This is a genomic window from Streptomyces sp. NBC_00457, from assembly GCF_036014015.1.
In the GTDB taxonomy this organism is placed as follows: domain Bacteria; phylum Actinomycetota; class Actinomycetes; order Streptomycetales; family Streptomycetaceae; genus Streptomyces.
In genome coordinates, this window is sequence record NZ_CP107905.1 from 2,165,299 (window position 1) to 2,178,963 (window position 13,665).

General features: G+C 68.6%; 15 protein-coding genes. 10 read left to right on the forward strand and 5 right to left on the reverse strand.

The annotated features are described in order from the left end of the window. Positions 1-67: 67 nt before the first annotated feature. Entirely contained in the window at positions 68-289 is a 222-nt protein-coding gene (locus OG828_RS09925; protein WP_328500866.1) for a DUF397 domain-containing protein, read from the reverse strand. Further along, positions 286-1,167 carry a helix-turn-helix domain-containing protein gene (locus tag OG828_RS09930; protein WP_328500867.1) on the reverse strand — a complete coding sequence of 294 codons (882 nt, stop codon included), beginning with the start codon at positions 1,165-1,167 and terminating at the stop codon, positions 286-288. Before OG828_RS09930 ends, OG828_RS09925 begins: the two co-directional genes overlap by 4 nt. A 193-nt stretch (positions 1,168-1,360) precedes the next feature. Here OG828_RS09930 and OG828_RS09935 point away from each other — a divergent pair, with 193 nt between their 5' ends. Continuing rightward, the gene (locus OG828_RS09935; RefSeq protein ID WP_328500868.1) at positions 1,361-2,683 is read left to right on the forward strand and encodes a hypothetical protein; all 1,323 of its coding nucleotides are present in this window, start codon (positions 1,361-1,363) and stop codon (positions 2,681-2,683) included. 59 nt (positions 2,684-2,742) lie between these two features. After that, the gene (locus OG828_RS09940; protein WP_328500869.1) at positions 2,743-3,447 is read left to right on the forward strand and encodes a 2'-5' RNA ligase family protein; all 705 of its coding nucleotides are present in this window, start codon (positions 2,743-2,745) and stop codon (positions 3,445-3,447) included. Here OG828_RS09940 and OG828_RS09945 read toward each other — a convergent pair. Further along, complete coding sequence (locus tag OG828_RS09945; RefSeq protein ID WP_328500870.1) at positions 3,440-3,943, reverse strand: ATP-binding protein; 504 nt, start codon at positions 3,941-3,943, stop codon at positions 3,440-3,442. The genes OG828_RS09940 and OG828_RS09945 overlap by 8 nt on opposite strands. Before the next feature lie 194 nt (positions 3,944-4,137). Between OG828_RS09945 and OG828_RS09950 the strand changes: the two genes are divergently transcribed. The 8 genes from OG828_RS09950 (at position 4,138) to OG828_RS49490 (ending at position 10,505) form a co-directional block, all read left to right on the forward strand. Then, positions 4,138-5,169 carry a thymidylate synthase gene (locus OG828_RS09950; RefSeq protein ID WP_328500871.1) on the forward strand — a complete coding sequence of 344 codons (1,032 nt, stop codon included), beginning with the start codon at positions 4,138-4,140 and terminating at the stop codon, positions 5,167-5,169. Further along, a complete protein-coding gene (locus tag OG828_RS09955; protein WP_328500872.1) occupies positions 5,166-5,690 on the forward strand; it encodes a nucleoside-diphosphate kinase in 525 nt (174 codons plus the stop codon). The genes OG828_RS09950 and OG828_RS09955 overlap by 4 nt, the downstream gene beginning before the upstream one ends. Before the next feature lie 36 nt (positions 5,691-5,726). Then, the gene (locus tag OG828_RS09960; RefSeq protein WP_328500873.1) at positions 5,727-6,905 is read left to right on the forward strand and encodes a radical SAM protein; all 1,179 of its coding nucleotides are present in this window, start codon (positions 5,727-5,729) and stop codon (positions 6,903-6,905) included. 18 nt (positions 6,906-6,923) lie between these two features. Beyond that, positions 6,924-7,529 (forward strand): 3'-5' exonuclease, encoded by a 606-nt coding sequence (locus OG828_RS09965; RefSeq protein WP_328500874.1) that lies wholly within the window; start codon positions 6,924-6,926, stop codon positions 7,527-7,529. Beyond that, the gene (locus OG828_RS09970) at positions 7,526-8,119 is read left to right on the forward strand and encodes a hypothetical protein (protein WP_328500875.1); all 594 of its coding nucleotides are present in this window, start codon (positions 7,526-7,528) and stop codon (positions 8,117-8,119) included. Before OG828_RS09965 ends, OG828_RS09970 begins: the two co-directional genes overlap by 4 nt. Beyond that, a complete protein-coding gene (locus tag OG828_RS09975; protein ID WP_328500876.1) occupies positions 8,116-8,406 on the forward strand; it encodes an aldo/keto reductase in 291 nt (96 codons plus the stop codon). The genes OG828_RS09970 and OG828_RS09975 overlap by 4 nt, the downstream gene beginning before the upstream one ends. 279 nt (positions 8,407-8,685) lie before the next feature. Beyond that, positions 8,686-9,669 carry a hypothetical protein gene (locus OG828_RS09980; protein ID WP_328500877.1) on the forward strand — a complete coding sequence of 328 codons (984 nt, stop codon included), beginning with the start codon at positions 8,686-8,688 and terminating at the stop codon, positions 9,667-9,669. A gap of 356 nt (positions 9,670-10,025) precedes the next feature. Next, entirely contained in the window at positions 10,026-10,505 is a 480-nt protein-coding gene (locus OG828_RS49490; RefSeq protein WP_443062497.1) for an aldo/keto reductase, read from the forward strand. A gap of 575 nt (positions 10,506-11,080) precedes the next feature. Here OG828_RS49490 and OG828_RS09990 read toward each other — a convergent pair. Together OG828_RS09990 and OG828_RS09995 are read right to left on the reverse strand one after the other, a co-directional pair. Beyond that, the gene (locus OG828_RS09990; protein WP_328500879.1) at positions 11,081-12,118 is read right to left on the reverse strand and encodes a replication-relaxation family protein; all 1,038 of its coding nucleotides are present in this window, start codon (positions 12,116-12,118) and stop codon (positions 11,081-11,083) included. A gap of 996 nt (positions 12,119-13,114) precedes the next feature. Further along, positions 13,115-13,393, reverse strand: coding sequence for a helix-turn-helix domain-containing protein (locus OG828_RS09995; protein WP_328500880.1), 279 nt, complete (start codon positions 13,391-13,393; stop codon positions 13,115-13,117). Positions 13,394-13,665 lie beyond the last annotated feature (272 nt).

Below are 13,665 nucleotides of genomic sequence, written 5' to 3' on the forward strand. Positions count from 1 at the left end.
CAACCTTCTGGAGGACGACCGCAGGGCCCAGCCGCCTGCGCTTTGCCCTTTCACCAGCCTATTGCCCTCAGATCACCCCGTCCGCGATCCCCCCGACCAGCGCCCGCACCGCCGACCGCGAGAACACCAGCGGCCGAAGGCCGACATCCTTGGAGTCGCGCACAGCCATGTGGGACCCAAGGTCTGCGATCTCCACACAGTCGTTCGCACCCCCGCTGTATGAGCTCTTCCGCCACCGCGCGAGCGCGAAGTCGACGTACAGCGGAACGGTCGTGCGGGGCGTGCTCACTGATCGAGCTCCTTGCTGATTCGCGTGATTCGGGTGCGGGTCTCCGACGGACCGAGGGCGCAGGCTCTCAACTGGTCGAAGATCTCTGTGTAGTTGTCGACATCGTCCGTGGCTTCGAGGTACACGGAGTTCTTGGGGTTCTCCAGCCACACCAGGTTCGGCGTGGGGTCGGAGAAAGTCAGGATGACGAACGGGCCGTACAGGCCGGGGTGCGCGCCGAGCTCGAACGTCAGGAGCTGCACCGTGATGTGCGGCTGCTCGCTCGCCTCCACCAGCTTGCGCAACTGGTCACGCATGACCTCCGCCGAGCCGATCGTGCGGCGCAATACCGCCTCGTCGAGGATGGCCCACAGCTTGGCCGGTTGTTCGACGCCGAGACGGCTGCTCTGCCGCTCCATACGGACCTTGACCAAGGACTCCAACTCGGGCGCGGTGAGCTCCATGCGCATCTGGGAGATGACGGCACGCGCGTAGTCCTCGGTCTGGAGCAGGCCGGGGACGAGCATCGGCTGATAGTTGGCCATCGAGACCGCGCCGGCCTCCAGCGCCAGATAGCCGTCATACCGGGTCGCGGTCAGCACCGTGGAGTACTTCCGCCACCACGGCTTCTGCTGCTCCTTGTCCGCCCGTACGAGGTCGAGTACGTCGGCACGTTGGGCCGGGTCGTCGACGCCGTAGCAGTCGAGCAGCGCCCGGACGAGGACCGGTGTCGTGCCGCGCTCGCCGGTCTCGATGCGGCTTAACGATCCCTGGTTGATCTCGATCTGCTCGGCGACTTCCGTAAGCGTCAGCCCGGCAGTGTCGCGCAACTCGCGCAAGCGCGCGGCGAGTTGGCGGCGGTACACGGACTGCGGGACCAGGCTCCTCTTCAAGGCCATGGCGGAAGTCTCTCCGGCGAGCACGAGCGCGACAACCCATACGAGTCAACTTCACCAGACATATTGCCTAGTTCACTGTGCCAGCGGCATTCTGCCTAGGGTCACGACGCGTGTCCGCCGAACCAGACATGCGCCTCCATCGACCGCAGGACGGTGCGCCCCGCCCCGGACCGCCGCACCAGGAGGGTGTGCCATGCCCCGGACGACGTTGTTCCGGCAGTTAGTTCAGCAACGACACCTGACGACGTACGAGGCGTTCGCGGCGCAGTTCGAGCGGTCGGCCGTCAGTCTCGCGGAGCGCGACGGCGACCGGCGGCTCGCCTCGCTGCGGGTGTCCTCCCGGCAGTTCGACCGCTGGCTCGGCGGAGAACTGCAGACGCTGCCGCGACCGGACGCCTGCCGGGTGCTGGAGCACATGTTGGGCAGACCGGTCGCCGAGCTGTTCGCCGTGCCGGGTGGCCTACGGGAAGGCCCTACGAACCTGTCCGCCACCCCTACGATGCCTGGTCCCCACCTCGCTCAAGACTCCGGGGACAACCCTCTCGAGATCGTCGCCCGCGCCCGCCAGCTCACCGCCAGCAACGCAGACGACGCCACACTCGCCTTCCTCGGCTCCTCCCTGGCGAGCATCACCAACCGCTACGAGCAGGCCGGCCCGTACGCACTGCGCGCCGAGGCGCGAGGTCTGCGGCATCTCGCGCACACTCTCCTCGACGGCCGCCAGCCCCCGCGCGCCCGCCACGAACTCTTCCGCCTCGCCGCCCGCGCCTCTGGCCTGCTCGGCTACATGGCTGTCAACACCGGTGACTTCACGCTGGCGGAGGCGTACTGCACGGAGGCCCTGGCCCTCAGCCGCGCGATCAACGACCTGGATGCCGAGCTGTGGGCCAGTGGCACCCTGTCCTTCGGGCTCTACTACGCCGGCCGGTACGCGGACGCCGACGCGTGCGCTGCGGCGGCGGTGGAGCGAGCCCCGCGCAGCCCCCAGTCCATCCGCCTCCTCGTCAACGGCCGGGCCCGCGCCCTCGCCAAGGCCGGAGACCGCCGCGCCGCCGAGCAGGCCGTCGGCCAGGCCCTCGCTCTCTCCGACCGGCACGACGTCCCGCCCGGACTCACCTCGTGCATCTCCTTCGAGCCGTACGGACAGGCCCGGACTCTGGCCAACGCCGTGACCGCGCACGTCTCGCTCCACGACACTGCCCGCGCGCTGCGCGACGCCGACCGGATCGACGACCTCGTCGAGCACTCCGACTCCGCGTGGAGCCGCGCGCTCGTACGCCTCGATGTCTCTGCTGCTCTGCTCAGCGAGCGCGCCCCCGACCTCGACCACGCGTTGGAGCTCGGCCGGGAGGCGCTGCGGCTGTGCGGGGATTCGCCGATCAGATCGGTCTGGCAGCGCTCCCAAGAGCTGTACGAGCAGGCCAGGTCATGGCGGAAGCACCCGGCGGTGGGCGAGTATGACGACGAGTTCCGCGCCTGGAGCTCACAGCCAGCCGTCCTGTCCTTGTCGTCGTGACCTCGGACTCCAACGATTCGAGGGACTCCGGGGCGGTGTGATTCCAAAGGAGTACGCGGGTGCCCTTGCTTACCGCCGATCCCGCCGCGTTCCCCGCCGAGCCCCCGGCCGACCCGCGCGACCCGGATGTCATCGCGGCGCACGACTGGACGGCCTTCAGCGCGCTGGACGCGATGGTGGACCACTGGGCCCGTCCCGGCTGGAGCGACGGCAGCCGGGCGTACTACTGGATGCTCACCTTCCCCGGCCACCAGGAGCTGTCCGCGCTCGCCCTGCGCTGCCAGCAGGCCCTCGCGCCGCTCGGCCTCGACCCGGTGCCGACCGACGGGCTGCACATCACGCTCGCCCGGGTCGGGGCTCCCGACGCGGTCACCGCGGGGCAGCTGGAGAACCTCGTCCGGTCGGTGGAGCCGACACTGCCCGCCCCCTTCTCCATACGGGCCATCCCGCTGGCCGGGTCCCGCGGGGCGGTACGTCTCTCCGTCGGCCCCTGGCAGCCGCTGCTCCAACTGCACGCCGCTCTGACCGAGGCCGCCCGCACCGCAGGGCTGACGCCGAAGAAGCCGACGGCGGTCTTCCGGCCGCACCTGAGCCTGGCGTACAACAACCGCCGGCGGGCCGCCGCCCCGGTGGTCGAACCCGTCGCCCTGCTTCGGACCCTGCCGCCCGCCGAGCTCCCCGTCGCCACCGTCGAACTGGTCGAACTCCGCCGCGATGGCCGACAGTACAAGTGGGACGTACTGCACAGCCAGCCCCTCACCTAGCCTCGCGGCCATCCAGCTGGACGACCGCGACGACCACTTTCCCAATGGCCGTCGTCCGGGCGAACCACTCGGCCGCCAGTTCATCAACGATCCGGAGCCCCCGGCCGCCCAGTTCCTCGTACGACACGCCCTTCCGCGGACGCACGCTGTCGGCGTCCGCATCCGCGTCGTGCACCGACACGACCGCGACGTCCCGGTAGACCTCGACGCTGATGCAGTCCGGGCCGGTGACGGTGTGCCGCACCGCGTTGCCCACCAACTCGGAGGCGATGAGCACCGCGTCGTCGACAACCGAGGCCGACGCCTGGCCATCCAGGGTCCGGCGGACCTGATCGCGTGCGTGGGGCAGCGGTTCGGCCTCCTCGGCGAGGTTCACCCAACAGCGCCGTACCGGTTCGCGCGCTACGGCGTGATCGTGATCTGTGCCTGATCCATACACCGTCTCGTCACGCTCCCGGTCGATGACTCTGGGATCGACCAGTCTCTTGGGGCGCATGAGGCGGCGGTACGCCGCCCCTCCGCCCCTTCGTCACCACGAAACGGCGGACAAACGGCGGAGGCGCGGCGTACCGCCGCCACCCCGCCGTCACGAGGCTCTTCCTCGGGCTTCCTGCCCACCCGGTGCCCGGGCGAAGTGAAGCTCCCTCCGCCCGGGCACCGGAGCTACCCGTCGACCACTGGAGGTCCCTCGTGCTCGCACCGCCCGTCTACCCCGGCTTCGAGCAGGCGTACGTCGACGTCCTCGGCCACGTCGTACGCAACCACCAGTACCGCAACGCGCCCCGAGGCAACGCCGCCCGCGAGTGCCTCGGCCTCAGCTTCCAACTCACCGACCCGCGCGAGCGGCTGCCCTACCTGGCCGCACGCAGGGTCAACCCGATCTTCCACTTCGCCGAGGCCCTCTGGTACCTGGCAGGCCGCGACGACCTCGACATGATCGCGTACTACGCGCCGCACATGGGATCCGACTCCCGCGACGGGACGACCATCAACGGCTCCGCGTACGGATCCCGGATCTTCAACCCCACCGGCGACGACACCGTCTCACCATTCGACCACGTCCTGGATCTCCTGCGCACCGAGGCGGACAGCAAACGCGGCCTGCTGCCGATCTTCGAGGTGCGCGAGTTGGCCGTCACCGACAACCCCGACGTGTCGTGCGCGGTCGCGCTTCATCTCCTCGTGCGCGAACGCCGCCTGCACATGATCACGTACATGCGGGCCAACGACTGCGACCGCGGACTGCTTGCCGACGTGTTCTCGTTCACCATGATTCAGGAGTTCGCGGCCGTCCAACTCGGCCTGAAACTCGGCACGTACACGCACCACATCGGCTCGGCGCACATCGGAGACCGGGACTTCGACCGCGTACAGCGCGTCCTGGCAGAGGCGGAGGACACCCGTCGTCCCTCCTCACCGCGCTTCCCGTTCCCGCCGATGCCCGACGACACGACCGCGGCGACCATCGCCATCGTGCTCAAGCACGAGGAGGCGCTGCGCACCAACCAGGTCCAGTACCGGCCCGCGGACATCGCCGGGCTCAGCCTGCCCCCGTACTGGCAGCAGGTCCTGCTGCTCTTCGAGGCGAAGCGGCAGCTCGTCCATTGCCCGGCCGACCCCGTAGAACCGGACGTCCTAGCCTCGCTCGACGCGGGCCCGCGCTGGCAGCTCGCCCACCGCTGGCCGTCGCGCATGCCGCGCGGCTTCGAACCGGCCCGGTGAGCCGCCGTCCCGCAGCGGTCGGCGACGTTCTCACCGGTGTCGACTGGGACCGATGGAGCGTGATCGTCCTCAAGCCCGACTGCGTGCGGCGCGGCCTCGTTGACACGGTCCTTGAGCGCATCGCGGCGGTGGTGCCCGTACTCAGCCGTCACGACCTGACCGTGTCCGCCTGGCAGATCCACGTCCACTACTGGGACCTGCTCGTCGGCGCGGACTGGTTCGACGTGGACGTTCCGGCCGTCCTCCACGAGATGTACGTCGGCCGTCAGGTCACCGTCGCCCTGGCTCATGGGCCAGTCGGAACGCCGCACCTCGTACGCGCACTGCTCGGCCACTTCGACCCGGCCCAGGCCGCGAAGGGCACCCTCCGCGGCGACCTCGGCACCGACAGCCTCGTCACCGCCCGTGCCGAGGGCCGACTCATCGAGAACCTCATCCACTCCTCCGACGACGCGGCCGCCACCCGCCGCGACTTCGGCACCTGGTACGGCGCCCGGCGCCACCACCTGCTCGCCCCCTGAACTTCCCGAATCCTCTGAGCCTTCACGGAGGCCGTCATGTCGATCCCCACATCCGCACCCACCCGCCGCCCGCTGCCCCTGCTCACCGTCGAGCAGGCAGCCGGACTGAAACCCGAACTGACCGAGGTGATCGAGTACCGCAAGTCCGGCCTCTCCCTGAACCACGTCGTCGGCTGCCCCCTCGACTGCGGCTACTGCGTACGCCACCTCTTCGACAACTTCGAGATGAAGACGCCCCGCGCCCTGATGACCGACAAGGAGGCTGTCGCCGCACTCACCGGACACCGCTACTTCCGCCCCCACCGCACCCCGCTGCAGCTCTTCAACCGCGCCACCGACCCCATGCTCCCGGTCGTCAAGCCGCACACCTTCAACGTGCTCCGCCTCCTCGACGACCAGGGCCTGACCAACCACGTCCTCGTCATCACCCGCTGGCGCGTGGCCGCCGAGGACTGCGCGGTCCTCAACAGCTTCCGGAACATCAAGTTGACGGTCCTGGTCACTCATTCCGGTATCGACGACCCACGCATCGAGCCGGTCGACTCGTCGATCGCCGCCGCCAGCCTCCGCACGCTGTACGCCAACGCTGAGCGCTACCGCACGGTCCTCTACTGGCGACCGATCGTCCCCGGCCTCAACGACACCGACGCTCACCTGCAGCAGGCCCGCGAACTCTCTGAACACGCGCACGCGACCGTCTTCACCGGCCTGTTCTTCCGAGACGAGATCGCCGCGTACTACGAGGCCAACGGCCTCCCCCTCCCGTACGAGGACACAGCCCGCCGCAAGATCATGCCGGAGGACTCGGAGCGGCGAATCCTCGACCACTTCCACAACCCCACCGACGCCGAAGCCCCGTACGGCCCGCTCTTCCGCAAGACGAGCTGCGGAATCGCGTACGCCCACGGCGAGGCCGACTACAACGGCCACTACGGCATCCGCGAACTCTGCGACATCTGCCCGACGGCCCAACTCAGCCGCTGCGCCACCGCGTTCCGCAAGCCGTACGCCGTCGAGGCCACCCGCGAGGCGCGCGCACTCGGCGCGACCGGGGACATCGAAGTGACGGACCGCGCCATCATCGTCGAGGGCCTGGACGAACAGCCGCGCTACTACCTCCAGCACGGCTTCGGCTACCAGTGCCACGACCGCGCGAAGCCGCACCACCACCGCCGACACGGCCGCGCCGACATCGGCTGGTCGGCGCCCGCCTGACAACCTACGGAGCCTCCCGTGATCCCCACCGCCTGGCCCGACCGCCTGCTCGTCGTCGACGTCGAGGGCAACGGCGCGAACCCGCCCGACCTCGTCGAGCTCGCCGCCCTCCCCATCCGCGACGGCCACCCGGACACGACCACGGCCGGCGCCTGGCTGATCCGCCCGCCGGTCCCCGTCACCCCGTTCGCCACGAAGGTCCACGGCTTGACGAACGACCGCCTGGCCACCTGCCCACCCTGGACCGAAGTCGCCGACGAGGTACAGGGGTTCCTCGCCGACGCCTGGATCTGCGCCCACAACGCCCACGTCGACTACCGCGTCCTCGCCCGCCACCTCCCCGACTGGCAGCCAATCGGAGTCCTGGACACCCTGCGCCTGGCCCGCGCCACGTACCCGGACGCACCCGCGCACACCCTCGACGCGCTGATCGACTACGCACGCCTCGACCTGACCGAGGCACCTGCCCAGCGCCACCGCGCAACGTACGACGCATACGCGGCCGCCGCACTCCTCCTCACCATGGCCACCCGGTACGAGACCTGGCCCGAACTCACCGCCGCAGCCGTCCCGCCGGGCCTCCCCGGCACTCCAGAACCAGAACAGGAGCCCACACTGTGGTGACCCCAGCCCCACCCGCCGTCCGCATCGGCATCGTCGGCACGTACGCCACCGGCAAGAGCACCCTGATGCGCCGCATCGAGATGGAACTGCGCGCGCTGAGCACGTCCGCCCTCCGCGTCGGCGGCCTCGGCAAGCGCGCCGCGTTCCTCGGCCTGCCCAAGATGGCACAGCACACGGCCCTCTCCTCCGAGTGGATCACCACGGCGGGCGTCGCCGAGGAACTCGCGGCGACCGTACGCGCCGAGGTGGTTCTCGCCGACTGCGCGGCCCCGGCGGCGCTCGCGTACTACACGGCGGCCCTGGAACACCGGGGCGAGAAGGCCCAACCCGAGACCGTGAACCGCCTGCAGACCCTGGTCACGGCGCTCTCCACCCCGTACGACCTCCTGCTTGCCACGGTCCTCGACACGGACGAGCCCCTCACCGGCGCACAGGGCCACGACCACGATCCGGACTTCCGCCAACTCGTCGACGACCACACCCACAAGCTCCTCGGCACCCTGGAGCTCGGCCACGTACTCGTCACGAACGACGACACCTCACGGTCCGACGCGATCCGCCTCGCCCTGACTATGGCGGGCGCAGCATGAGTGCCGCGCCACCCGGCGGCCTGATCCCGATCGCGGGCAAACCGGTCTCTCGCCTCGGCCTAGGCACGATGCGTCTCACCGGCCCCGGCATCTGGGGCTGGCCGGAGGACGTGGCCACAGCAACCTGCGTCCTGCGCGAGGCCGTCCACGCACACGGCATCACGCACATCGACGCCGCGGACGCCTACGGCCCGCACACCGCCGAGACCCTGATCCACGAGGCCCTGTGTCTCGTCTCATTGAATCTGTGCCGGGCCCGCCCCGGCGACCTGGGCGGAGCAGATTAGATGGGACGGTACGGCTGCGGGCAGTGTCATCGATCCTGCTCCCTTGGGGCCGTCCTCGTGCTCGGTCTCACCGCATCCTGCTCCGTGCCGGCCGTCCTGCCATGGCGTGAGTCCTGTGCCGAGAGCGTTGGCAGGTCCGGTGCCATGTCGTCTGTCACGGGAACGTCATTGGTTCTGCCACGGGAAGTCGGTGGCATCGATGGTGGCGTATGAGGAAGTCCGCCCGCACACGAGACCTCGCGGGGCAGAATGTGGCCCCTCGATCCTAGAGGGGGTGGCATGGCGATACCCAGCACGTTCAGCAAGAAGGTCACGGATGACCAGCTTGCGGAGAGGTGCCGTGCGCAGCACGAACTCATTCAGACGCAGACCGAGGTAATCGCGAAAGGTCAGCGCTTGATCCAAGAGCTTCAGGAGCGCGACGAGATGCGGGAAGCCGCGTTTCTGGAGCTCAAAGCGCAGGTAAGGGCCCGGGGCCAGGAACGGGACCGACAGATCGACGGTCTGGTGATCGGCAAGGACGAGACCATGACCCGGATTGAGGCTGTGATCCAAGAGCTCTACAACCATCCCCAGGCCGATCTGCAGACAAGGTACGCCGAGGTTGTTGCGGAACGGGAGCGGCTGATGGCGCAGTTGGAGGACGCGCAGCGCGAGCGTCGAGCGGCGCTTCAGGTCCGTGATGCTCTTCGCGCGCAGTTGCAGGCACATCGCAGCTCTCCCCCCAGTGACGAGGCCGAGAACCCCCTCCCACTGCTCCAGGCTCACCGAGTTACGACTGTCCTGGAGCAGGCCAGTGAAGTGTGCACGCTCGTGCGGATCACTGCGGACCGCGATGAGGCCGCAGCTCTTGACCATGATGCCGAGGCGCCGGCCGTGCGCCGACGTCTGGCTGCGGCTCTCGCGACTATGCAGGCATACGGAGAGGCCAAGGCGCAGGCCCGCGCCGAAGGTCGACCTGCGGGGGTGACCCTGGCCAGCCTGCGTAGCTACGTCGAGAGCGGCAACGGTTGGCTCGGCGCGCATCATGTTGCGCCAGCCGAGGGACAGGGGGCTTCTACCAACCGTCAGATGAAGCAGGTGCGTACGTTCCATCTTCCAGAGGAACTCGGTGGAGGCCGCGCCGTGATGAACGAACACATCCGGATCGGCTCGGGCAGGGGTAAGGCCGCCCGACTTCACTACCTGGACGACACCGAAAAAAGCGGTCTGCTGGTGATCGGCTATGTCGGCGAGCATTTGAAGAATCTCAGCACCAATTGATGTCGGACGACATGGAGATGTCAGGCACGGCGACTTGAGGCAACCGTTCGCCGGGCTGATCGACGTCGGACTCCTGGCCCGTGCCAGGACGGCACCGCCGTCCTGGCCGACGACGTCCGGTACAGCCTCCGCCTCACGGACTCCGACGACGTTGGCCCCTACTGACACGCCTCACGGCAAGGCCACTGACATCCAGTGGCAGAACCCATGACGTCGTCATGGCAGACGACAGTGCCATCGAATCTGCTCCATGCCGCTCGGTTCGGATCAGCTTCGGTGACATCGGAGCAGCTCCATGAAGACGGGACACCCTGCACCCATATCCGCCCGAGCTTCTGCTGGCCACCAAGGTCGGCCTGACCCGCCCGGCCCCGGATGTCTGGCGCCCGCTCGGCCACCTCGAGTACCTGCGCACAGCCGTCGAAGCGAGCCTCCGCCGCCTCGGCGTCGAACGACTCGACCTCTGCTACCTGCACCGCGTCGACCCGACCGTCCCCCTCGAAGACCAGGTCGGCGAACTCCGCGCCCTCCAACTCGCGGGAAAGATCGGCCACATCGGTCTCTCGAAGGTCGGCGACGACCAGATCAGAGCAGCCGAGAAGGCGATCGTGGTCGCGGCCGTCCAGAGCCCCCTCAACAGAGCCGAGCCCAATGATCCGGCCCTCGGCTACTGCGTCCGCATGGAGATCCCGTACGTCCCCTACCGCCCACTCAACGCCAGCGCCCTCCCAGCCCCGGCGGCCCTCAACTGGCTCCTGAACCTGGCGCCCCACATCGCCCCGATCCCGGGCACGAGCTCCCCGGAGCACCTGCGGGCGTTGGTCCGGCCCTTGTGAAGACCGCCGACTGGGTCGCTGCAACCACGTCCTGAGGGGCGGGAGGCGATCACAGTGATGGCCACGTGATCCGTGGGTGAGGCCGTCACAGCCGGGTGGTCGCAGGCCCAGCGGCGGGCCGATGCGGTGTCGGCTTCGAGGAGCGCGGTGATCTCGGCGTGCAACTGGGCGTCAGACATCCCTGTCCAACAGCACTACGTCGCACACCGGCTCGTCGCCGACTTCAACGAGCAGGCCCGAGAGTTGGTAGCTGCGGCAGAGCGCGCAACGGAACAAGCGCGCTCCACTACCCAGGACTTGGCTACAACCGGAGCAACGCTGACCAATCCGCCTTCCTGTCTCCTAGCTCGTCTGCCTGCCATCCGGGTCCCCTGCTAGATGGGTAGGGGCGGTGCTGCCATCAGTGCAGGCCAGAGGGACTTGTGGACTTCCAGCGATGCCTGCGACTCAGTAGCCGGTAGGCGACTGAAACAGACAAATAGCGAGGCCGGGCACTGACGCATGCGCGCGTGGTCAGAGTGACGACGAAGAACTCGGTCGTTCGCTCTTTGACTGTGTTCGCCTATCGTTCCTGTTCATTCCGTTATTGCATGAGGTAGTGGTGGAGGCATCGGGTCTGGCGGTGGCAGACGTCCGCCGGAGGGAGCCCGACGCCTCGTCCCGACGGCTGGCGATTCGGGTAGCGGCAACACGTGCTCCCAGACGCGGTGGAGTTCTGCGAGCCGCAGTCGCCCGGGAACCTTGTGCCTGTGGAGAGGCATCCAGCGGGACATCGCCGGGTCGGTCCGTTCTGCGTCGGCGATGAGGTCCGTGCTGGTGGTGCCCAACGGCACCAGCGAGGGATCGGCCAGTGAGCCCACGGTCTCGGCCAGCGCGCGGCGGACGCTGGCTTCCCGTTGGGTTGTTGGAAGCCACACCAGAACGGGAGTGATGATTCCGGTGGTCGTGGCGAGTTGGGCGTAGCCGGTGATTCTGGTTGCCAATCGGCTTGCGGGGCGTTCGGTTCCGCGGTCGAACTCCAGGAACCACTCCAATTCACTGTGGTCCTCAAGCCAGCGCCCGTAGGCGTCCGGGCGGACGAGGTCGCCGAAGAGCTGCGCGCAGCGAGTTTCGGACCACCAGGCGGTCAGATGGCCGGGCGCGTGCGGGCGGCGGCCGCGGGCCACCAGCGCGGTGAAGAAGGAGTTGACGCCAATAGTGTGGGCCAGGCGCAGTGAATGGGCGATGCCGAGGGCGCGGTCGTGGCGGTAGTTCAGGTCGCGGACGTCGAGGCCGTGCTCATGGGCGAGGGCGGCGGCGCCGGCGATGTCGAGGACGTAGTGCATGGGGGCGCTGCCGGAGGTGACGAAGGGCTGGAACCGGTCGACGACGCGCCACTTGTACAGCTGAAGCAGGCGCAGGTTGGCCGCGCGCCGCGAGGACCAGGCCAGCGCGGCGATCTGGTGCGTAGTCAGGACGTGGTGTTCGTGGAGCATCCGGGCCAGCCAGCGGTCGCGCGGGGTGAGGTGGGAGGCGAGCCGAGCCAGGTGGTCTCCGGTGGCGGCGGTCCGGGGCGTGGGGCGGTGCGGCCTGTGGCCGCGCAGGGCTCGCTGCGGTGGGCGTTCGGGGACCATGTTCCTCCTCGGCGGTAGTTGGCGCTCCGGGCTGAGGCGGCCTGTTCCGGTGGAGGCCAGGCTCCGCCCTCACCTTCAGAAGGCCGGGAAACGCGCCGTTTTCGGCCACGAGCGATCACAACAATTTGCTTTCGATGTCCGCCGAACGACCCCGGTGGTCGGTCGTCTGAATGCCAGTCGGATACCGGTCCGTGCCCTGCGGCCAGACCAACGATGGGACGGGTCTGAGTCCGGGAGCCGACCGGTCCACGGACTCGCCGAGGTGTGAGTCCGGTCGGTGGTTCGAAGGAGAACTGGCACGCCCGGCTGCCGTGGGTCGGCCGAAGTCCGAGGTCGGCTCGATCAGAGAGACCGTCAGAGACAGGACCGAGAGCACTACGTCGCCGCGCGGGCGCCAAGCGAGCCAGCGGTGCGTCAGCAACGAGCGTAGGGCCTGTGGCCTGGCCTTTTAGTCGTGATCTAGTAACTCTTTAGTAGCCGGCCTTCCCCGCAGTGTCGCCGAGCCAGGGCTGCGCCACGAGACACTAAGCGGGATGCGCACCGCCCTCACCAGCGTGAATCGGACACAGTTCGGCACAGGAACGAAGCTTTACGAAAGCGCGTGACCAAAACGGCCTCATTTTCCGGCCTTTTGCAGTGCCAGGAACTTCTGCGCGCTCGCGAGGGAGCGGACATGACGTTGCGAGGATCACCGGGGTCGACACACAACTGCCCACGCAAGCAGGTTTCGACGTTCACGCCAGTGCGTGCTGCTGCCGAGCCGACTCGCGGTCGGCCCCGGTCCGGTCCTGCGGCCAGTCCGACGGCGTACCTCGGCGCTTTGATCCGACCCGGCTCCGACGCCCGGGGGCGGAGGACCGACTCTCAGCATGGTGTGGTCGGACTGCTCGGTGGGTCGGAGTCCGGACTCCGACCCACCGAAGGGACGACTGTCCCCGGCCACCCGCATTGGTTCGGCGTATCCGATCCGCTTAGCCTTCCTGCGGATGCCGCCGCTCACTGGTCAGCCGTCGGCCCGCTCGCCGTGCGATTGTCGGGGCCCGTCACCGGTGTCGTGTCGACCTCGAACAGGTCGTTCGGTGTGCACTGCAGCGCCGTGCACAAAGCCAGGAGCGTCTCCAGTTTCACCTGGGTCGGCTGCTTGGTCATCAGCGCCGAGACGGACGCCGACGACAGCTCCAGCCCCGCCTTCTCGGCCAGAAGGCGGCGCAGCTGCGCGCCAGTCCACACCTCGCGGTCAGCCGCCGCCCTCCGCAGCCTCCACCGGATGTCCACCAGCCCACGCCTCCCGCTCCGCAGCACTCCCATTGCGACGCGACCTGTGCGCCCGCCGGGCCAAGTCTCTCCCATCCCGGCCACTACCCGGGGCCGCCCAGCCCGTAAGACCGCTGCCACACCAAGACTCCAGGTACTACCTAATAAATTAAGGCGATGCCTCAATTTCCTCGGTGGTACCCTCGTGTGGAGTAGCGGGATCGGCCGGGAAGCGCTACCAGCTTCTGGGGACAGCTGATGGCTGGGCCCGCTCAGCAACCAAATACGACGTC

What these genes read in the sequence shown, in the direction of transcription:
- OG828_RS09960 (WP_328500873.1), top strand. Translation starts at nt 5,727, where the DNA reads ATGTCGATCCCCACATCCGCACCCACCCGCCGCCCGCTGCCCCTGCTC.
- OG828_RS09975 (WP_328500876.1), top strand. Translation starts at nt 8,116, where the DNA reads ATGAGTGCCGCGCCACCCGGCGGCCTGATCCCGATCGCGGGCAAACCG.
- OG828_RS09980 (WP_328500877.1), top strand. Translation starts at nt 8,686, where the DNA reads ATGGCGATACCCAGCACGTTCAGCAAGAAGGTCACGGATGACCAGCTT.
- OG828_RS09930 (WP_328500867.1), bottom strand. Translation starts at nt 1,167, where the DNA reads ATGGCCTTGAAGAGGAGCCTGGTCCCGCAGTCCGTGTACCGCCGCCAA.
- OG828_RS09945 (WP_328500870.1), bottom strand. Translation starts at nt 3,943, where the DNA reads ATGCGCCCCAAGAGACTGGTCGATCCCAGAGTCATCGACCGGGAGCGT.
- OG828_RS09935 (WP_328500868.1), top strand. Translation starts at nt 1,361, where the DNA reads ATGCCCCGGACGACGTTGTTCCGGCAGTTAGTTCAGCAACGACACCTG.
- OG828_RS09990 (WP_328500879.1), bottom strand. Translation starts at nt 12,118, where the DNA reads ATGGTCCCCGAACGCCCACCGCAGCGAGCCCTGCGCGGCCACAGGCCG.